This window comes from Novosphingobium hassiacum (assembly GCF_014196055.1).
Classification (GTDB): domain Bacteria; phylum Pseudomonadota; class Alphaproteobacteria; order Sphingomonadales; family Sphingomonadaceae; genus Novosphingobium; species Novosphingobium hassiacum.
On record NZ_JACICY010000001.1, the window covers coordinates 532903 to 553856 of the forward strand.

A 20954-nucleotide genomic window follows, 5' to 3' on the forward strand; every position below is an offset into this window, starting at 1 on the left:
ACGGGAAATGCCCCCTGTGCACCGCCCCGGCAACAAGTGACCTGACCAACGACGCGCAGAAACGCGCCGCTAAAACCACAAGGGGAGAAAACATGATGGAACACCGTTACACGAGCCATACTGCCCGCTGGCGGCGTATCGCCATGTGGGGCGCAAACATTGGCCGCACCGGCATGCTGTGCGGCACCCTGGCCCTTTCAACCGGCACGGCATTTGCCCAAGCTGATCAATCCTCTGCTCAGAGCGATGCCAATGCAGGCATTGCCGAAGCCGAAGTCATCATCGTGACCGCGCGTCAGAAGAACGAGACGCTGACAGAGGTTCCCGCCGCCATTACCAGCTACTCGTCAGACTTTCTGGCAAAGCAGAATATCACGAACTTCGTCGACTACGCGACCAAGGTTCCCAATCTCTCATTCCAGTTCGGTCAGGGCGGAACCTTGCTGTGGAGCGGAGACCGTGAAACGAGCATCCGCGGCGTCGTCGGCATTGGTACGACCGCGTTTTACATCGATGACACGCCAATCCCGTCTTCGGTCAGCCCTCAGGTGCTGAACCTTGATCGGATCGAGGTGCTCAAAGGACCGCAGGGGACGCTGTTCGGTGCCAGTTCGATGGGCGGCAACTTTCGCTACATCACGCAAAAGCCTTCATTAACGGACAACGAAGGCTCGGTAAGCTTGCAGGGTGGGCACACCAAGCGCGGCGGATTTGACTATGACGGCAACGTCCGGACCAACGTCGTCCTGGTGCCGGATCAACTCTCACTGAGTGCCGCAGGGGGCTACATGCAGGATTCCGGCTTCATCACGCGCCGATACCCCGATGTCTCCGGAAATCTGGTGACCAAAAACGGTGATGCCCGAAGCCGCAACCTGTCTGGCACGGTAGCTCTGCGTGCGAAATTCTCGGATTCGCTTGAGGCAACCGCAAGCGTCCTCGGTCAGAGCAACCGCCTGCATGGCTTCCCGGGAGCCTATGTGCGGTTGCCCGAATACAAGGTGCAATCGTACACGCTCGATCGCGACGCCAACGTCCAGGAATACTCGAAGGACGATTGGAGCCTTGGTGCGCTGGTGCTTCGTTATAGCGGCACGGGGTTCAATATCGTGTCTTCAAACAGCGTCTTCAGCCGCAAGATCACGCAGGTTGATGACAACACCGAAGGAACCAACTTTTTCTTTGAATCAGAACTCGGCGTGAGCTTCGATCGGGTGCCGTTCTACAACCTCATCATTTCGCGTGAATCGCGTTTTGCGCACGAAACGCGTCTGTCGTTCGAAAAGGGCGCGTTGATCGAGGGCCTGTCGGGGATCGTCGGAGTTTTTCACAACAGGGTAAAAAAGAACGATTTCAACCCCGCTGTCTTTGTCCCCGAGTTGGCCGAAGCGGGACTCGAACCATCTTACCTTGCCGAGGTTCGGACGAATTCAATCGAGAAGAATACTGCCCTGTTCGGCGAGCTGTACTACGAGCCGCTTTCCAGGCTGACCTTTACGCTGGGCCTGCGGAAGTACTGGATCACCCAGAATCGCACGGGCAGCGTCGATACTGGTGCCTTGTTCGGTCCGGAAGGCAGCGTGAATGCGCCAATCGCCAACCGTGAATCCGGTCTGGTTCCCAAGGCCGTCGTATCGTATGAAATCGGAGATCGTGGCAACATCTACGCCTCTGTATCGAAAGGCTTTCGAGTTGGTGGCACCAATGGGTCCCTGCCATCGTTCTGCGATACCGATCTCGATAATCTGGGCCTGACGCGCGCTGGCGCGGGCCGATATCGCTCAGATACGCTGTGGAGCTATGAAGTTGGTGCCAAGAGCCGTTTGGCAAGCGGACAGCTCAATGTTTCAGCAGCCGCTTTCCGCATGGACTGGTCCAACATCCAGCAGATCGGAACACTGCCTATCTGTGGTCTCACTTTCACGACCAATGCCGGCAAGGCGCGGATCAATGGCGGTGAGTTCGAGATCAATGGTCGTCCAATTGCCGATGTTCCGCTGACGCTTCAGCTCGGGGTTGGCTATCTCGATGCCACGTTGGTCGATCCGGGCTTCCTGCCGCAGGCGCCCAACAGCCCCCTCGGGTTTGTGCCCAAATGGACCGCAAGCTTGTCAGGCTATTATGAAACGCCGCTCAGTGGCTCGGTGGATCTGTTCGTTGCCGCTGACTACAGCTACACGAGCTCGACCAAAGTGCCCTCGGTTGCTGATGGCACCGCCGTATTCTTCACACGTCAGCCGCTCAATCTGGTCAATGCCAACTTCGGCGTGAAGTTTGGTGGGGCGCAGTTGATGGTCTACGCCAAGAACCTGTTGGACAAGCGACTGAACTACGGTGATCAGCCGAACTCCGGTTTCGAGCGGCGTGAACTTCTGGAAGACGGAAGCTTCGAACGCGTTCTGCGCGGCGTTGTCAGTCGGCCCAGACAGATCGGTGTGCAATACCGAATGGCCATCTGATCCGGAACGCGCTGCTGCATAAAGCGGTGGCGCGTTTCCTTTTGACGTTTCCTAGTTTCGCGACTTGCGCCATTTGCCATGATGGCGTGGACGGCGTCTGCACCAACGTAGCTGTGCAACGATGCGGCCGTTGTAGGTCCACGTCGAGCGTCGTCACATGAAGTAGGAGGTTGCCACCGTCGGATTGGGTTTGGCGAAGAGCGCTTTTCAGCACATGCGCTCGGCAGCGACGGAGGCGTTCTGGTGCGTCGGAAGTTGAGGCGCGCAGAAGTGATCGGCTTGCTCACCGACCTTCCAGGCTGCGTGGTCGGCATGGATGAGTGTGCATCGGCGCACCATTGGGCTCGCGAGCTGATCGCATTGGGCCACGAAGTCCGGCTCATGCCGCCCGCTTACGTGAAGCCCTATGTGAAGCTGCTCTGCATCCTGAAAACTGGACCATTTTTGGATAGAGTTTTGTGCCGTAAATTTCCTTGGCTGGACGAGGAGTCGTGGCATGAAAGCATCAAAGTTTACGGACGCGCAAAAGGCGTTCGTCATCAAGCAGGGCGAGGAAGGTTCGCCAGCGGCTGAGATCTGTCGGAACGCAGGGATCAGCCAGGCGACCTACTTCAATTGGAAGAAGAAGTACGCAGGGTTGTTGCCGACGGAGATGCGCCGGCTTCGTGAGCTCGAGGATGAGAATACGCGGCTCAAACGGATCGTGGCGGACCTGACGCTGGATCGCGAGATGCTGCAGGATGTCATCAAGCGAAAGCTCTGAGGCCGGATCGCAAGCGCGAGCTCGTGGATGGGATGCTGGCAGATTGGGGTGTGTCGATCAGAAGGGCCTGCAAGGTTCTGCCAGTCGATACTTCGACCTACCATTACAAATCCCACCGCGCCGATCCGGCCATGCTCAAAAAGCGCATCAAGGAGATCTGCGAGACGCATGTCCGCTACGGCTATCGACGTGTTTATTACATCCTGCGCCGCGATGGCTGGCTGGTGAACATGAAGAAGGTCTATCGGCTTTACAGGGAGTTAGGCCTTCAGCTGCGCAACAAGACGCCCAAGCGGCGTGTGAAGGCCAAGCTTCGGGAAGACAGGACGACGGCAGCCCACTCGAACGACGTCTGGGCCATAGACTTTGTGCATGACCAATTGGCAACTGGCCGCAAACTGCGCATCCTGAAGTGGTGGACACATTCTCACGGGTCTCTCCGGTGCTGGATGCGCGGTTCAGTTATCGTGGTGAGGACTTGGTCGCCACGCTGGAAAAGGCCTGCCGCGTCGCTCGTTACCCAAAGACGATCAGAGTCGACAATGGCAGCAAATTTATCTCTCGCGACATGGATCTTTGGGCCTACCAGCGGGGCGTGACGTTGGACTTCTCCCGGCCTGGCACGCCGACTGACAATGCGTTCATTGAAGCCTTCAACAGCACACTGAGGAGTGAATGCCTGAACACCCACTGGTTCCTGTCGCTGGAAGACGCTTGCGAAAAGTTGGAGCGGTGGCGTAGACACTACGACGAGAACAGACCGCACAGCGCGATCGGAAATATCCCCCCGATCCTGCTGGCAAACTCACCCGGTGCCACCAGCCCACCGGGTCCGAGCGAGGCACAAAACTCTAGCTAAGGGTGGTCCAAGGTTGGGTTGCAGTGCAACAACCGCCGGGCTCTAATCCCAGCTGGCGGAAAGCAGGGGGTCAGGTCACGATCAAGACGGCCTTGTGCCGACTTTACGCCCATGCTCCGCGCATAAAAGTTGCTTGTTATCGGCCCTAGACGATTATAGCCTGCTCGGGCAAACGGGGTTTGCTTTTGAAGCAGAAACATTGGTTGCCAAACGTAATAGTGCCAAGGCTCAATGCGATTAATTCGTGTTCAAAGATCAACTAAGTTTCGCCTTTGGTACAGGAGTTTTCCGAATGATCGGTTGCCTCAACTTCTTTCCGGACACGTCAACAGGTTGCAAGAAGAGCACGCCGTTTCAACATGGCCTCATCCTGCTACCGTCAAGTAAGCAACGATGAGCACGCTTTCGGCTCCAGCCTTTTTAACGGGACCGGGTATTGCCCGTCTGCGCCAATTCGTGGAAAGCTTTTCCGAACTGCTCTCATCCACCGAGGGTGAAAGCGAGATACTGCAGAGCGGGAGCAAGCTGCTCGCGCGGCTGATCGCGCATGACGACTGGCTGCCTGCTGTCTATGCACAGCCCGATCCCGAACGATACCGACAATATCTTCTCCACTGCGACAGCCGCGAGCGTTTCAGTGTCGTATCATTCGTCTGGGGACCGGGGCAAGGTACACCAATTCACGATCATAGGACGTGGGGCCTGATCGGCATGCTGCGCGGTAGTGAACGGTCCGAGCGGTTCGAAATGGGGGCTAACGGTGAGTTGCGCACAACTGGGCCACCGGACGTGCTATTTGAAGGAGAAGTGGAAAAGGTCAGCCCCACGATCGGCGACATCCACCGCGTCAACAACGCCAGTGCCGATCAGGCCTCGATTTCGATCCATGTCTATGGAGGCAATATCGGCGTGATTGAACGCGCCACCTACACTATTGACGGCACCGAGAAGCGCTTCGTTTCGGGTTATGCCAATTCGGAGATTCCAAATGTCTGGAACCACTTGGTGACCTCATGATGGTAAAACCGCGGGATGTGCGCAGTGCTTTGCTGGCGGGCAGCGAAATTGCGCTGATCGACCTGCGCGAGGAACCAGACTTCGCTTCGGGCCATCCCTTGTTTGCCGCGCAGATCCCATTGCGGCGGCTGGACGCCGAAGCTTGCTGGCGAATGCCACGCAGGGATGTGCCAGTGGTGGTATATGACAATGGCGAGGGACTGGTCGATGCCGCGCTTGGCACACTTCGTGCGCTGGGGTTTACCGATGTCTCGACTCTCGCCGGCGGCATCAGCGCATGGCGCGATGCGGGCTATGAGCTGTTCGCGGACGTTAACAGCTATTCAAAAGCCTTTGGTGAGCTTGTCGAGCATCGTCGGCACACCCCTTCGCTGCCCGTCGCCGAAGTGCAAGCACTGATCGACGAAAGGGCTGACATCGCAATCCTTGATGCGCGCAGATATGACGAATATAACACTATGAGCATCCCATGTGGGGTTAGTACGCCAGGTGCCGAGCTGGTTTTGCGGGTCCGCGCAGCGGTGCCCGATCCGGACACAACAATCATCGTCAATTGCGCGGGCCGTACTCGCAGTATCATCGGCGCGCAGTCGTTGATCAATGCCGGGGTGCCCAACCGGGTTTACGCTTTGCGCAACGGCACCATCGGCTGGACTCTGGCTGGTCACGGGTTGGAAACGGGGCAAGCACGCAAAGCCCCCGAACCCGAGCGTGAGTTCGTCGACGAAGCGGGTGAAAAGGCGCGCGAGGTAGCTTATCGCGCTGGCGTGCGACGGCTGACATGGGACGAGCTGATTCACCTGCGCGCTGATGCCGGACGTACGCTTTATCAATATGATGTGCGCCTGCCTGATGCGTACGCACAAGGACACCTGCCGGGGTTCCGCAACGCCCAAGGCGGTCAACTGGTGCAGGAGACCGATCACTTCGCCTCTGTGCGCGGTGCGCGAATTGTGCTGGCCGACGACCTCGGTCCTCGCGCTGACATGACTGCCTCTTGGCTGGCGCAACTTGGTTGGGACGTCTTCGTTGTCGAATGGCCCAGCGGTGCCGTCCTGGAAGTCGGGGCTGACGCTGCCCCATCGCCGCGCGGTCCCGATGGCCGCTACAAACGCCCTTACGAAGGAACCGAAAACGCAGCCGCCGCGATGCAGGCTTACCTCGATTGGGAATATGGATTGGTTGAACAGCTGCGCCGTGATGGCACCCACGGCTTCTTTGTCATTTGAATTATGCGCCAACAGGTTCGTTGATCACGGGCGCAAAGTCATCGGTGGCCAAAGTTCTGACACTCCTCCAATCACCAGTAGGGTCAGTTGCTTGGTTGATACACTCGCAAAGGTGACTACAACCGCGTCTGCTGCAGTTCGCCATAACGGATTACTGTTTGTTTTTCCCGTTTTCGGCTGATCATGTTGAAGCATGTGATGACCGTAATCCGGGATCACATGGCAAGTACTGACCTGACGAAGGCCATGGTGGTGAAGATGGTCTCACTCGAACACTTAGCGCGGAAGCAGCTTGGACACTTCTAAAACTGCTGGATATCGACCGGATATCCGATACGGATCCGGTCGATCCGCTATCGCAACGTTGCAAAAGGTTCGGCAGCGTAAACGATCTTGCCACCGACCATCGTCGCCAAGGGGCGGATCTCTCCGATCTGCTCTACAGGAACTGTCAAATAATCGCGGTCAAGGATGACCATGTCCGCAAGCTTCCCCGACTCCAACGATCCTCGATCATTTTCCTCAAATGACATCCACGCGTTATTAAGCGTGTAAATCCGGAGCGCATCCATTCTGGAAACTAGCTCTGACGGTGCCCTAAGCGGTGTACCCGTTACCGCCAGCCCAGTGACAAGCCAACGCAGCCCGATGAAGGGGTTGACCGGCGAGACAACGCTGCCGTCACTTCCTCCACCTATATTAAGGCCCAAGCGCACGGCCGTTCCAACTGCGGGCGAGCGGCGCGCGACCTCGATGCCCTTGCCTGCGACGAAGTCATCGCCATCGAAATAGGTGCGGTCCTGCACTGCATAACCCATGCCGAGCGCCTTCATGCGACGCAGCGTATCTTCAGTGCAATCATCGCAATGTGCGAGCTTCCAGCGCAACTGAGCAATGGGCGTGGTTGTGTTCAATTCCTCGAATATATCGAGAAACGCCTGTGCGGTTTCATCATGCGTGACATGAACTTCCAACGCATAACCCTTGCTGGCAACCCATCGCGCATAGACAAGCCCTTCTTTCATCGCTTCGTTCGATCGGGGTACGGCAGGGGACAGAAACGACGTATCGAACATGCCCTTTGTCATATATTCGCCGATGCCAAGTGCCCGGAGCATTCCATCGCCGTAGAGAGGCGGCGTCATCTGCGTCAGCTGTTGTACATTGGCCAATTCTTGACCTTCCGTTACCGATTGTAAATTGTAGCGGACGCGCACTGTCAGCCTCCGCCGTCTCCAGACATCGAATATTGGCTGATACTGTTCCGCGCCCAATACCCCACCGTCATCAATGACTCCGGTAATGCCCAGGCTGTTCAGATATTTGAAGTAGGACTCGGTGCCAGCAACTTGGTTCTGGAATTTTGGTTTGGGAAGCCGCGTAAGCAGCTGCCCTACCTGTATCGAGCCACCTTTGGCGATAATAATCCCATTAGGTGCGCCATCCGGACCTAAGACCACTTGCAAGGGAGCGGCAACATCTGCCTGCGAACTGATACCAAGCCGCTGCATCGCCAGCTTGTTGAGCACGATAAAGCCATATTGGTGCAGCAAGAAGACCGGATGGTGAGGGGCAACGCTGTCGATCTCAGCGGCGGTCGGTGCTCGCTGCTCTGAAAGTTGATTGATATGCCATCCGCCGCGGGTCAATAACCAATCCCCTTCCGGTGATTGCTGAGCAGCGGTACGCAGTGCCGAAAGAACGTCGGAGATGCTCCGAGCCTCGCCCAGCACAACGCTTGAGCTATGCTCTGCACCGGCTCGAATAGCATGAATATGGCCATCAATCAGGCCTGGAATGACCGTACGCCCCTGCAGATCGACGATCTTTGTGCCTTTGCGCGCCAATTTGCGGATTTCCGCGGTCTTGCCTAACGCCTCGATTTTCTCGCCATCGATAGCGATAGCTTCGAACTGGCTCTGTTTGGCGTCTACCGAGACTATCTTGCCGTTGAGCAAAATCATACTTGGTCCCGCTTTTTCCGACGCAAGGCCCGGCACGGTTTGCAACAGAAATGCTGCCAATCCGGCAAGATATTTCAGCTGCATTTTGGTGGTTCCTTCTATGATCAGGCGAGTGGTCGGCGAGGATACTGAGCGCGTCAGCGGCAAAGTCTCCTCGCCCGGCAATCAGTTTCTGTGCCCGCCAAAGTGAACTGTCACGGACCCACCGAACATGCGAGGCTGGCCAAATGACGCTGCCAAGCCGCCAAGAGTGCCGAGAGTCGAAATTGCGTTACTGTAGTAGAACTTGTTCGTCAGATTACTGACGAAGAGAGCCGTGTCGATCCCCAGGCCCATTGTGTCCCGCCACTCCATGCGAGCATTGAACAAACCGTAGCCGGGCAACCTGCTCGCCCGGTTGTAGCAATTGGTGTAAACTGCCGCCGGGTTAGGATTGCCTGGCACGGTACATTGTGCGGTGTTGATATCCGCACCGTTATAAAAAGAGGACCTATAGTAGTAATTTCCAGAAAGCGCGATCTCACCTTTATCGCCCGCAACGGGAATGGTGTATCTTGCTCCAACATTTACCATGTGCTTGGACACACTGGTAAATTCACTGTCGGATATGTCGATCGGGTAGATAACACCGCTGCTTGGCTCACGAAAGTTGTCCGTAAATTGGTCATATTTTGGGCGTGAGTAGGAATAGGATGCGAGCAACTCCAGATTGGCCGTTGGACGAATGACAAGTTCGCTTTCACCGCCCCAGGTATGGGCTCTGGCTGCATTAACTGTAATCTGAGAGAGCGTGTTGGCTCCAGTCAAGACATTGAGTGAGCGCTGGATGTCCGAATATTTAATATAGTATCCAGCAAAGTTCCAACGCACCTTTAGGCCCGAGAACTCGAAATCATTTTTCGCCCCGAGTTCAAAATTATCAACAAACTCGGGATTGAATGGTACGGTTACCGGAAGGCTTGTGGCAAAGGCGTTGAATCCCCCAGTTCTGTATCCGTGGCTGACCGTCGCATACAAAAGCGATCCGGCCGTCTTGTAATTGAGGCCGATATTCCATGTTGGTTCCGAGAATACTCGGGAAGTGCGGAAGCTGCACAAGCTACCGTCATTCACTGGTATCGCTGGTTGCAGCAGACAGGTGTATTGCGGTGATGCGACCTGCCCTGGCGTGGTTTGACGACGATTACGGTTGTCTATGTATCGGCGATCATTATTGAAACGAACACCTCCCGAAATGCTAAGGCCATTAAGGCCGAGGCTGGACAGGCTATAGTTTCCATTGAAAAAGAATGAGTAGCTCGTGTTAACGATATTGTTATCGGTCAAACTTGATATCGGTGACAAAGAGTAGGCCAAATTACCTTCTTTACCGCTCTCCCGGAAATAGAAAGCGCCAATAATATAGTCAAAATTTGTTTTCGATCCTTGAACCTGTAGCTCCTCCGTGAACTGCCTTACCGACAAGGTCGCCGCGTTGCTGACATTCAGAAAATCGACCGGAATCGCTTCGGATGTATAGGCGTTCTCGACTTTACGATATGAGACAATGTTCTTAAGAACAAGATCACCTAATATGCCAGCTGACCCAATGTCGATCGTCGTGGAATTTTGGATCGATTTTGTTTTCACCCTTGAATAAGGGTCTCCGGTCAACACGCTTGGCACGCCGTTAATCTTCTGTGCAAAGACAGACGGCGACATCGAGCTGAGGAATTCGTACTTGCCGAGCGCCTTGGTCCTTGCGAGCGCGTCGACGAGACGCGTGTACAGACTACTGACAAATGCAGAGGGGGCTGCCGGCGGGATGGCAATAAGCTTCGATCCGTCCGGCGCCACATCGCTCTCGAAATAGGTGCCGATAAACGTCGTGGAAAAGAAGTCTGTCGGCTCCCATTTTAAAGATGCCCGCGCCGAATAACTGTCGGCGTTGTTTGTGCGTCGCCCGCTAGTAACATTTCGTGCAAAGCCGCTACGCTGTTCATGGCTACCGGCAAGACGGATCGCGAGCGTATCACCTAACGGAGCGTTGATGACGGCTTCCGCACCCAGCAGGTCATAATTGCCGGCGCTGAGCTTTGCATAGCCTTCAAGTTCTTGGCTCGGTGCCTTGGGTGTCACCAGAATGGCACCAGCCGTGGAATTGCGACCGAACAACGTCCCTTGCGGGCCTTTCAAGACTTCGACGGACTCTAGGTCAATCAACGCCGCATTCGCGCCGTCGGCTCGTGCCCACGGCACTTCTGCGAAGTACAGTCCGATTGATGCGTCATTCGTGAGAGCTGGGTCACGGTTCATGATGCCGCGGATCATGAAAACCGGGGTGTTGCTGCCACGAACAGTTGCCGGGAAAGTGACAACCCCGGGGACAGAGCGACCGATGTCGGCGAGCTTTGTGATTCCGCGTGCCTCCAGTTCTCGGCCACCAAGCGCCGTGATTGCAATGGGCACTGTTTGGCTTGCTTCGGCCTTGCGGCGAGCGGTAACAATGATGTCCGCGAACGGCTCCGACTGCGCAGAAACGGTCGTATTACCTGAGTCCTCCTGCCCATATGCGGGAGCGATCGAGCCCCAAGTCAGGAGCATAGCGGCTAGAACGACCCGTGATGACACAGGCGCAAGCTTCGCATTCCGAACAGCCGAAATTGCGAAATTCGCAGGTAAATACATATCCAATCCCCTATTTTATATATTTTTATTTTAATAGTATAATCTTTAAACATTTGGCGCCTAAAGACAGATTAACGCCGTATATTACCTCACTTTTATTATGGAGCATGAGGCAATAAAAAATATTAGAGATAATCTATTAAAACATACGGTGATAATGTCATCTTTGTCTATTTACACCTTGTGGATTATTCAAACAATTATATTTTCGGTGTCGATTAATAGGATATCGCTATGTAACAGTGTGGCATTGTCGTTGACGTCAATTTCTCCGACACAGTTAGCCTGTGCTTAGCAGCGGCATTTCGGCCGACGGCATAGCGCTACGGCTTGCGTCAGATTCCCCATTTGACGTTGTATTTCATGCGGGTGGCAAAGGGACTCTGCAGCACAATCTATTTGGGGCACCACGGTCAACCCGAAGGCGCCCGGGCGAACAGCAAATTGCGGGACATTTCGAGGCACGTTCGCAGAGGGTGCAGGTGGCTTGCCATGTCTATGGACAAGGCCAGGTGGAAAGTCGGTGCATTGCGCCTCCGCTTCCTTCAGCACCGGGCCACTTGCTTCGCAATAATCCTCTTGCAATTCATCTCGTCTGTCTACGTGAAGGCCGGATTTAAATCTCAACGGGGGGCGATTGCCTGTGGTAGATCCGTCCGGACTGACATGGTTGCATGTTGACCTTGGCTGGCCAAGAATCTCCGGTGAGGCCATTGCCGACTAAGGCAGACTGTGGGGTGGGGCGGAGCCGCGCGTTAGTCGAGAGCGTACTGGTAGTATTAGTGCGAGATGGCCGCGCCACCTTGCCGGGCTTTCTCCATCACGGAATCCGCGCGCCTTGGCGGCATCGAGGGTCGTTTCAATCCGCGCCCTCACCCGACTGGCCGTCTCAGCCTTGGCTTTCCATATCGGCTCAAGGATATCCAGAACGTGGCTAGTGCCAATCTCGTCAATGGGCACTTCTCTAATCACCGGATAGACGTAGGTGGCTAGCATGCTCTTCCATTGCTGTCGGTGTTTGTCATTCCACCAGCTTTCCCCATTCTTTCCGATATGCGCTTCTGCAACAGTCGTAAACGTAATCTGGGCTACATTCGCTGCCTTGGCCAACGCGATTTCGAGAGCAGCTTCTTGCTGGCGCTCCAAAAAAGGGATCAAGCCCCACCTTGACCTTAAGGCGCAGCGCGTCGCGTGCGTCGCGAGCATCGGCCAGGGAGATACCTACGGGACCTGCCGTGCCTAAGCCCACATCATGCGACCGACCATTGAGCATGCACCGATAATCCCACGATCGGGCAACGCTAGCCTTACAGTTCAGATTTCGGTGTTCTCAGCAAGGGCTAGAGCGTCCTCGCGATGCCAAGATAGCGGACTGTATTTGCGACTTTGCTAGGGCCGAACAGTATCCGCAACGCTTGTTATACGAGAATTTGTTGTTCAAAATGCCCTGTACTTTAACAGATGATCGACAACTGAGGGATCGGCAAGGGTGGAGGTGTCGCCGAGGTTGGAAACATCGTTTTCGCCGATCTTGCGCAGGATGCGGCGCATGATCTTGCCCGAGCGGGTCTTGGGTAGGCCCGGCGCGAACTGGATCACGTCGGGCGTGGCGATCGGGCCGATTTCGTGGCGGACCCAGGCGACCAGTTCGCGGCGCAGGGCTTCGTCGGGTTCCACTTCGACATTGCAGGTGACGAAGGCGTAGATGCCCTGACCCTTGATGTCGTGCGGCATGCCGACGACGGCCGCTTCGGCCACCTTGCTATGGGCGACGAGCGCAGATTCGATCTCGGCGGTGCCCATGCGGTGGCCCGAGACGTTGATCACGTCGTCGATGCGCCCGGTGATCCAGTAGTAGCCGTCCTCGTCGCGGCGGCAGCCGTCGCCGGTGAAGTACATGCCCTTGAACGTGCTGAAATAGGTCTGGAAGAAGCGCTCGTGATCGCCCCAGACGCTGCGCATCTGTCCCGGCCAGCTGTCGGTGATGACCAGGCAGCCGTCGGTGGCGCCTTCGAGCAGCGCGCCATCGTTGTCGAGCAGGGCAGGCTTGACGCCGAAGAACGGGCGCGAGGCCGAGCCGGGCTTGAGCGGTGTGGCACCCGGGAGCGGCGTGATCATCGCGCCGCCGGTTTCGGTCTGCCACCAGGTATCCACGATCGGGCAGCGGCTGTCGCCGACGACCTTGTGATACCACTCCCACGCCTCGGGATTGATCGGTTCGCCGACCGAGCCGAGCAGGCGCAGCGAGGCGCGGCTGGTTTTCGTCACCCAGTCATCGCCTTCGCGCATCAGCGCACGCAATGCCGTGGGGGCGCCGTAGAAGATCTCGACCTTGAACTTGTCGACGACCTGCCAGAACCGGCTCGCGTCGGGGAAGTTGGGCACGCCTTCGAACATCACGGTGGTCGCGCCGTTCATCAGCGGACCGTAGACGACATAGGAGTGTCCGGTGACCCAGCCGATGTCGGCGGCGCACCAGTAGATCTGGCCGGGACGATAATCGAACACGTACTGATGCGTCATCGAGGCCCACACCGCATAGCCCCCGGTGGTGTGCAGCACGCCCTTGGGCTTGCCGGTGGAGCCTGAGGTGTAGAGGATGAACAGCGGGTCTTCCGCGCCGATTTCCTCAGGCGCGCAGTCGGCCGACTGCTGCGCAGCGGCGCTCGCCCAGTCGACGTCGCGACCCTCGACGAAGCCGACATCTGCGCCCGTCCGGCGCAGCATGATCACCGTATCGACGCCGGGGCACTGCTTGAGCGCCTCATCGACGTTGGCTTTCAGCGGGACTTTTTTGCCCCCGCGCAGGCCTTCGTCCGAGGTCAGCACGATGCGGCTGTCGCAGTCGGTGATGCGACCGGCCAGCGCGTCGGGGCTGAAGCCTGCGAAGACGATCGAATGGATCGCGCCGATCCGCGCACAGGCGAGCATCGCCACGGCGGCTTCGGGCACCATCGGCAGATAGATCGTGACGCGCTCGCCCTTTTGCACGCCCTTGGCCTTGAGCAGGTTGGCGAAGCGGCAGACGTCTTCGTGGAGCTGGCGGTAGGTAATCTCGCGGTGCGGCTCGCCCCCTCCGTCTGCTTTCATGGGGCCGTCGGGCTCCCACAGAATCGCGATCGCGTCGCCGCGCGTTGCCAGATGGCGGTCGAGGCAATTGGCCGACAGGTTGAGCGTACCGTCCTCGAACCAGCGGATGCCGAAGTCGGCCTCATCGAACGAGGTGTTCTTGACCTTGGTGAATGGCTTGATCCAGTCGAGCCGCTGGCCGTGCTCGGCCCAGAACGCTTCCGGGTTCTCGACCGACTGGCGGTACATCTCGTCGTAACCCGCGGCATCCACCAACGCGTTCTGCGCCCACTCGGACGGGACCGGATATACTGCTTCGCCCATCTCAGGCTCCTCTCGAAATGTTCTCTATTTTTCCGCCTCTATCACTATCCCGCCAAGCTGAACCATCGTTCCAAGGTACAATTGGCGCGGCTGTGGGGGAGGCGCAAAAGGAGGTTTGAAACCATTAGAAGTTTATCTGGAGACACTAGGATGTTGGAACAGGCCATGAGCAAATTCGCTGGCACCGCGCTCATTCGCGACAGGTTCGAGAATTTCATCGGCGGCAAATGGGTTGCACCAGTGCGCGGTGCGTATTTCGACAACATCTCTCCCGTTACGGGTCAGATCGTGTGCCAGATCGCCCGTGGTACGGCTGAGGACATCGAACTGGCCTTGGACGCCGCCCACGCCGCCAAGGATGCCTGGGGCAAGGCATCGACGACCGCGCGGTCCAACATCCTGCTGAAGATTGCCGATCGCATGGAAGCCAACCTCGATGCGCTGGCGCTGGTGGAGACAATCGACAACGGCAAGCCCATTCGCGAGACTACCGCAGCAGATCTTCCGCTGGCGATTGACCACTTCCGCTATTTTGCATCGTGCCTGCGTGCGCAGGAAGGTTCGATTTCAGAAATCGATCACGACACGGTGGCTTATCACTATCATGAGCCGCTGGGGGTGGTCGGGCAGATCATCCCGTGGAACTTCCCCCTGCTGATGGCTGTGTGGAAGCTGGCGCCGGCACTCGCCGCAGGCAACTGCATCGTGCTCAAGCCTGCCGAACAGACGCCCATGTCGATCCTCGTCCTGATGGAAATCATCGGTGATCTGCTGCCGCCCGGCGTCTTGAATGTGGTGAACGGATTTGGCATCGAAGCGGGCAAGCCGTTGGCCTCCAACAAGCGGATCGCCAAGATCGCGTTCACAGGTGAGACCACCACGGGCCGCCTGATCATGCAATATGCGTCGGAAAACCTGATCCCTTGCACGTTGGAACTGGGTGGCAAGAGCCCGAATATCTTCTTTGCCGACGTGATGGATCAGGACGACGACTTCCTCGACAAGGCGCTCGAAGGCTTCACCATGTTTGCGCTCAATCAGGGCGAGGTATGCACTTGCCCAAGCCGCGCGCTGGTCCATGAATCGATCTATGATCGCTTCATGGAAAAGGCGATTGCGCGGGTTGAGGCGATCAAGCTGGGCAGCCCGCTTGATGCCGCGACAATGATTGGCGCGCAGGCGTCGAACGACCAGTTGGAAAAGATCCTCAGCTACATCCAGATCGGCCGTGATGAAGGTGCCAAGGTCCTGACCGGCGGTGAGCGCATGATGCACACCGGTGAACTGGCGGATGGTTTCTATGTTCAGCCAACCGTGCTGGAAGGACACAACAAGATGCGTGTGTTCCAGGAGGAAATCTTCGGTCCGGTACTGGCCGTCACCAAGTTTTCGACCGATGAGGAAGCGCTCGAAATCGCCAATGACACGCTATACGGCCTCGGCGCCGGGGTGTGGACTCGCGATGGGACGCGTGCCTATCGTATCGGTCGCGGCATTCAGGCCGGGCGCGTGTGGACCAATTGCTATCACGCCTATCCTGCTCACGCTGCCTTTGGCGGGTACAAGCAATCGGGCATCGGCCGCGAGAATCACAAGATGATGCTGGATCACTATCAGCAGACCAAGAACCTGCTGGTCAGCTACAGCCCCAAGAAGCTCGGTTTCTTCTGATTGGACGATAGCATCTGAAAGATGGCACGCTCTGACACCTGTCAGGCGCGCCATCAGTCGTTGAGAACGGCGTCACCTGAACGCCGCACAAGCAAAGGGTGAGATGTCGTGGCACAAGTCGTCGTCAATGTGATGTATAATGCTCCTGTAGATCCGCAGGCATTCGAAGACTATTATGCGGCAACCCACATGCCGATTGCCGGGATGATCCCCATGGTCGACAAGATCGTTCTGCTGAAAGGCATGGAAGGTCCTGATGGCAGTGCGCCAGCTTATTACCGCATGGCGCAGATCTACTTCGCCGATGCCACGACGATGGCAACGGCCATGGCCACAGCCGAGGCACAGGCCGCCACGAGCGATATCGTCAATTTTGCCACCGGCGGCGCCAGCGTGTTCATCGCCGAGGTCGTTTGAGCATGCTCCCCCCTCGCGTGACGACAACGGCCGCTGCGGATGATCTGATTGCGCAGCTGATCGCCGCGCATGGGCCGTTGATGTTCCACCAATCGGGCGGATGCTGCGACGGGTCTGCGCCGATGTGCTTTGTCGCGGGCGAATTTCGCGTAGGCGGTCAGGACATCCTGCTTGGGCACATTCATGGCAACACCCCCGTCTGGATCGGGGCGGCCCAGTTCGTCTATTGGCAGCACACCCAGGTAACGATCGATGTCGTGCCGGGGCGTGGTGCCGGAATGAGCCTCGAAGCGCCCGAGGGTTTTCGCTTCATTGTTCGCAGCCGGATATTCAGTGATGAGGAAGCGGCATTGCTTGAGCTTGCCGGAGAACCCCCACGCGGAGACCCTTATATGCTTGGTGCAACCGGTGGGTCAGCCTAGAGATCATGGATCAAGGCCAGACGCTCGTTAAGAGGCGTGGCCGTTGGGAGATGATGATGGCCGTGCAGGTTGACCTCGACGACCCAAGATTGGTGGCCTGCACCTCGCGCGTCACCGATCCTGCGCAAGCGGTGGCCGAACTGGCTGCAGCCATTGGCAGCGTGCGTCTGGCGGGGGCCCTGTTATTCTGCTCCAACAGCTATCCGCGCGCTGAGCTGGCACGGGAGCTGGCATTGCAGTTGCCGGAAATCCCCTTGTTTGGCTGCACCAGCGCGGGTGAGCTGGCCGACCGGGGTTATGATACCAACAGCATCGTGCTGATCGGCTTCCCGCAAGACGTGTTTTCGATGGCGTCGCTGCGCTTTGACGATCTTGATCATTTCGAAGCACAGGCCGCCCAAGGCGCAATCCGGCATCTGGTCGCGCAAGAACGCAGGCGTCAGGTGGGCAATGACAAGCCACACCAGGTAGCGCTGTTTTTTGTCGATGGGCTTTCCCACCGCGAAGAATTGCTGACGATGACCGCGCAGCATGCCCTCGGCGGGGATATTCAGCTAATCGGCGGCTCTGGCGGCGATGGGCTGTCATTTCGCAACACCGCCGTGCTCCATGATGGCGCGTTCCATGCGGATGCTGCGGTGATCGTCCTGCTCACCAGCGCTCGTCCGCTCCATGTGTTCTGTACAAATTTCTATCGTCCCGGCCCGTCGAAGATGGTGATCACTGAGGCGGACCCGGAAACCCGCACGGTCTATGAAATCAACGCAGCGCCCGCCGCTGCCGAATACAAGCGTCTTTCGGGCAATCCGTCATCTGTGCTCGATGCGCATTTTTTCGCGGCACATCCGCCGATTGTTCGAACCGGAGGGCAGGTTCACGTCCGGTCGATCCAGTCGGCAAACCCTGATGGATCACTGACATTCTATTGCGCTATCGACGTCGGCGTGGTCCTGTCCCTGGGCGAGCCGGTCGATCGGGTTTCGGCGATGGAACAACTCTTTGCCGACATAGAGCGCGAGGTTGGCACGATCGATCATGTGATCGGGTTTGATTGCGTCTTGAACCGTCTGGATGCGGAAGACCGCCAGGAGGCGCACGCCGTATCGCAGATGTACGTCGCCCATCGTGTCTTCGGCTTCAATACGTATGGCGAGCAGTTCCGTGCGGCGCATATGAACCAGACATTCACCGGGCTCGCTGTGGGCAGATGAGCGGCATCGCCTATCCCGCAGCCTTAAAGGGTGAAGACGAAATCGCGCACTTGCGCGCGCGCGTCCATCAACTTGAGAAAATCAACAGCGCCCTGATGGATCGGGTCGAACGCTCGATCGACATGGAAGGCGGCGCTTTTTCGATGTTCGAAACAGCGATTGCGCTTGAGGCGGTCGTGCGTGACCGCACCAGCGCACTTGAAAACGCGTTGAGCGAGCTGAACCGCGTGATTGCCGAGCTGGCAGCCGCAAATGATGATGCAACTGCCGCGCGCGTCTTGCTGCGCGATGCGATCGAATCTCTCAGCGATGGGTTTGCGCTGTTTGATGCTGACGACCGGATGATCCTATGCAACCGCGCGTTTCTGCGCATCTTTCCCGGGTTCGAGGACATTTCAGAGGAGGCTCCCGCGTTCTCCGAGCTGGCTTCAAGGCTGGCCACTACCGGAGCCACCATCGGTTCGCACATTGCTCCTGAACGTTGGGTACGCGACCGGGTCGACCAGCACCGCAGGGCCGAAGGCGCACATGTGCAGGCCTTCACTGATGGGCGATGGATCCAGATCAACGAAATTCGGACCAGCAGTGGCGGGATCGTCGGAATCTATACCGACATCACTTCGGTGAAGGCCGAGGATGCGCGGCAGCGCGCACTTGAACTGGCTGAACGAAATCTTGCCCTGCAGGCAACGCTTGATACCCTTTCGGAAGGCGTCTGCCTGTTTGACGCCCAGCAAAAAATGCAGGCATCAAACGAAGGACTGATGCGGGTGCTGGCGCTGAACGGCGGGCACGTCGATCAGGTGAGCGATCATGCGGCGCTGGTCCGCTGGTGCGTCGACGTCCTCTGTCTCGATAGCCCGGAGGCACTGGACTGGCGCCATGAGACCACGCAGCGTCTTGCTGCAGATTGCCTGATTGACGGGCGCAATTTCATCATCCGCTCTGTCCCGCTCAGCAATGGCGGGATGGTCTTCACGTTCGATGATGTCACCGACCACATGCGATTGCAGCGTTCGCTAACCGAAACTGCCGAGACGCTGGAGCGCCGCGTAAACGAGCGCACGGCCGAGCTGATCGAAGTAAATCTCCAATTGGTGCAAGCCAAGAATGAAGCTGAAAGCGCCAACCGGTCGAAAACCAGTTTCCTTGCCGCAGCCAGTCACGATCTGCTCCAACCCCTGAATGCGGCGCGACTGTTCGTTTCGGCCATGGACGGGCAGGCCTTGCCGGAACGCCCCCGTTCTCTGGTGCAGCAAACAAGCACGGCGCTGGATTCTGTCGAGGACCTGCTTGAAGCGCTGTTTGAGATATCACGGCTGGACGCAGGCGCGATCCAGCCCGAGATCGTCGATCTCCCGCTTGGGGGAATTTTCAACACGTTGCGGGTGGAATATGCACCTTTGGCAGCGGCCGGTGGTCTGCAGTTCGATGTGGCCGATACCGCGCTTTGGGTCAGGTCAGACGCACGCCTCTTGCGCCGAGTGCTGCAGAACTTTGTCTCGAACGCGATCCGCTATACCGAGGTCGGACAGGTCTCGGTTGAAGTGGTGGAGCGCGCTGGCATCGTCGAGGTTACCGTGCGTGACACCGGCCCCGGCATAGCGCGTGAGGACTGCGAAGAGATTTTCGAGGAATTTCGCCGATTGGGGCGGACGCAGAAAATTCCTGGCAAAGGGTTGGGTCTCGCCATCGTGCGCAGGGTCTCGACGATGCTCGACCATGAAATCGCGCTCCAGACGTCGCTTGGGCGAGGATCAGCATTCTCGATCAAACTGCCCTGCGTTGCACCTGTGGCAATCGGCGCGAGCGAAGAGCAAGTGACGCTTACCTCATCTGAGGCTTGCGGCATGGTCGTGGTGGTCGATAACGATCCTGCCATCCTCTCCGGCATGGAAGCGTTGCTCGAAAATTGGGGCCTGGAGGTGGTGGTTTCACGTGATCCTTATGATCCGGGGCTGGTCGCTGCACTGGTCCGCCGCCCAGCGATGATCATTGTCGACTATCAGCTCGATAATGGACTGACCGGCGATCATGCCATTGCCGCCATGCGTGCCATTGCCGGCTGCGATATCCCCGCCATGGTTATCACCGCAGACCGGGCAGAAGAAACGAAGGCCCTGCTCGCAAACCTCTCGCTGCCGATGCTGAACAAGCCGGTAAAGCCTGCACAGCTGCGCTCCTTGCTAAGGCAACTGGAAGTAATCTGATCAAGCTTTGAAGTTGATTTTCCCGGCCATGATGACCGCCTGGGTGCGCGAGAAAACGTTCATCTTTTGCAAGATGGCAGAAACGTGAGCCTTGATGGTCGTCATCGAAACGTCGAGTTCATGGGCGATCTGCTTATTCAAACGCCCTGCCACAAGGTGGCCCAGGACAACGCGTTGCTGCGGCGTCAGGCTGGCGACGCGGGTGCGGATCAGGTCTTCCTCTGCAGCACCAGAATCATCGCCTTCAAGCTCCGGCATAAAGATTTCGCCTGAGAGCACCTGCATCAACGCATCGATGATTGCCGCACGCTTCAGGGATTTCGGGACGAAGCCAGCAGCTCCGGCCGCCAGTGCGTCGCGCACGGTCTTGCGGTCAGTCACGCCGGAAACCATCACCACCGGCGTTGCCGGAAACTTGTCGCGCAACGCCTCAAGGCCAGAGAGATGCGAGACATCGGGAATATTGAGGTCCAGCAGCACGAGATCAACGTCCCCTTCGTCGGTCAGGGTTCGCACCGCCCTCTCGAGACAGTCGGCTTCAAGGATGGTGCAGGCAGGAAAGGCATCGACGAACAGCGAGCGAAGCCCATCGCGTACAAGTGAATGGTCATCGACGATCAACACGCGGTCCGGGCTCGAATGCGTCGAACCGGCAATCTGTCCCATGTAGTT

General features: G+C 57.5%; 14 protein-coding genes and 2 pseudogenes. 10 read left to right on the plus strand and 6 right to left on the minus strand.

Annotated elements, in window-relative coordinates; genetic code table 11:
- Positions 1–92: 92 nt before the first annotated feature.
- The 5 genes and pseudogenes from GGQ88_RS02815 (at position 93) to GGQ88_RS02835 (ending at position 6327) form a co-directional block, all read left to right on the plus strand.
- Complete coding sequence (locus tag GGQ88_RS02815) at positions 93–2459, plus strand: TonB-dependent receptor (RefSeq protein WP_221214462.1); 2367 nt, start codon at positions 93–95, stop codon at positions 2457–2459.
- A gap of 184 nt (positions 2460–2643) precedes the next feature.
- Positions 2644–2873 (plus strand): annotated as a pseudogene (locus GGQ88_RS21185) (IS110 family transposase); the annotation flags it as partial.
- An 82-nt stretch (positions 2874–2955) separates the two neighbouring features.
- Positions 2956–4081, plus strand: a pseudogene (locus GGQ88_RS02825) (IS3 family transposase).
- A gap of 393 nt (positions 4082–4474) precedes the next feature.
- Positions 4475–5098, plus strand: coding sequence for a cysteine dioxygenase family protein (locus GGQ88_RS02830; protein ID WP_183611561.1), 624 nt, complete (start codon positions 4475–4477; stop codon positions 5096–5098).
- Positions 5095–6327 (plus strand): rhodanese-like domain-containing protein, encoded by a 1233-nt coding sequence (locus GGQ88_RS02835; protein WP_183611563.1) that lies wholly within the window; start codon positions 5095–5097, stop codon positions 6325–6327. The genes GGQ88_RS02830 and GGQ88_RS02835 overlap by 4 nt, the downstream gene beginning before the upstream one ends.
- 353 nt (positions 6328–6680) lie before the next feature.
- On the opposite strand, the gene GGQ88_RS02840 is transcribed toward GGQ88_RS02835, so the two are convergent.
- The 5 genes from GGQ88_RS02840 to acs form a co-directional block, all read right to left on the minus strand.
- Positions 6681–8375 carry an amidohydrolase gene (locus GGQ88_RS02840; protein ID WP_183611564.1) on the minus strand — a complete coding sequence of 565 codons (1695 nt, stop codon included), beginning with the start codon at positions 8373–8375 and terminating at the stop codon, positions 6681–6683.
- A gap of 81 nt (positions 8376–8456) precedes the next feature.
- Positions 8457–10874: a TonB-dependent receptor gene (locus tag GGQ88_RS02845; RefSeq protein WP_183611565.1), complete on the minus strand. Its 2418-nt coding sequence runs from the start codon at positions 10872–10874 to the stop codon at positions 8457–8459.
- An 804-nt stretch (positions 10875–11678) separates the two neighbouring features.
- Complete coding sequence (locus GGQ88_RS21745; RefSeq protein ID WP_425490401.1) at positions 11679–12068, minus strand: phage integrase central domain-containing protein; 390 nt, start codon at positions 12066–12068, stop codon at positions 11679–11681.
- Positions 11980–12231 carry a hypothetical protein gene (locus tag GGQ88_RS21630; RefSeq protein WP_343057055.1) on the minus strand — a complete coding sequence of 84 codons (252 nt, stop codon included), beginning with the start codon at positions 12229–12231 and terminating at the stop codon, positions 11980–11982. The genes GGQ88_RS21745 and GGQ88_RS21630 overlap by 89 nt, the downstream gene beginning before the upstream one ends.
- A gap of 164 nt (positions 12232–12395) precedes the next feature.
- Complete coding sequence (gene acs, locus GGQ88_RS02850) at positions 12396–14351, minus strand: acetate--CoA ligase (protein ID WP_183611567.1); 1956 nt, start codon at positions 14349–14351, stop codon at positions 12396–12398.
- 150 nt (positions 14352–14501) lie between these two features.
- Between acs and adh the strand changes: the two genes are divergently transcribed.
- The 5 genes from adh (at position 14502) to GGQ88_RS02875 (ending at position 20282) form a co-directional block, all read left to right on the plus strand.
- Positions 14502–16022 (plus strand): aldehyde dehydrogenase, encoded by a 1521-nt coding sequence (gene adh, locus GGQ88_RS02855; RefSeq protein WP_183611569.1) that lies wholly within the window; start codon positions 14502–14504, stop codon positions 16020–16022.
- A 108-nt stretch (positions 16023–16130) separates the two neighbouring features.
- On the plus strand, positions 16131–16439 hold the full coding sequence (locus GGQ88_RS02860) for an EthD family reductase (protein ID WP_343057056.1): 309 nt from the start codon (positions 16131–16133) through the stop codon (positions 16437–16439).
- A gap of 2 nt (positions 16440–16441) precedes the next feature.
- A complete protein-coding gene (locus GGQ88_RS02865) occupies positions 16442–16861 on the plus strand; it encodes a DUF779 domain-containing protein (protein ID WP_183611571.1) in 420 nt (139 codons plus the stop codon).
- 56 nt (positions 16862–16917) lie between these two features.
- Entirely contained in the window at positions 16918–18072 is a 1155-nt protein-coding gene (locus GGQ88_RS02870) for an FIST N-terminal domain-containing protein (protein ID WP_183611573.1), read from the plus strand.
- The gene (locus GGQ88_RS02875) at positions 18069–20282 is read left to right on the plus strand and encodes a hybrid sensor histidine kinase/response regulator (protein ID WP_183611575.1); all 2214 of its coding nucleotides are present in this window, start codon (positions 18069–18071) and stop codon (positions 20280–20282) included. The genes GGQ88_RS02870 and GGQ88_RS02875 overlap by 4 nt, the downstream gene beginning before the upstream one ends.
- Here GGQ88_RS02875 and GGQ88_RS02880 read toward each other — a convergent pair whose 3' ends face one another.
- Positions 20283–20948, minus strand: a complete 666-nt coding sequence (locus tag GGQ88_RS02880; protein WP_183611576.1) for a response regulator transcription factor — start codon at positions 20946–20948, stop codon at positions 20283–20285.
- Between the last annotated feature and the right edge of the window lie 6 nt (positions 20949–20954).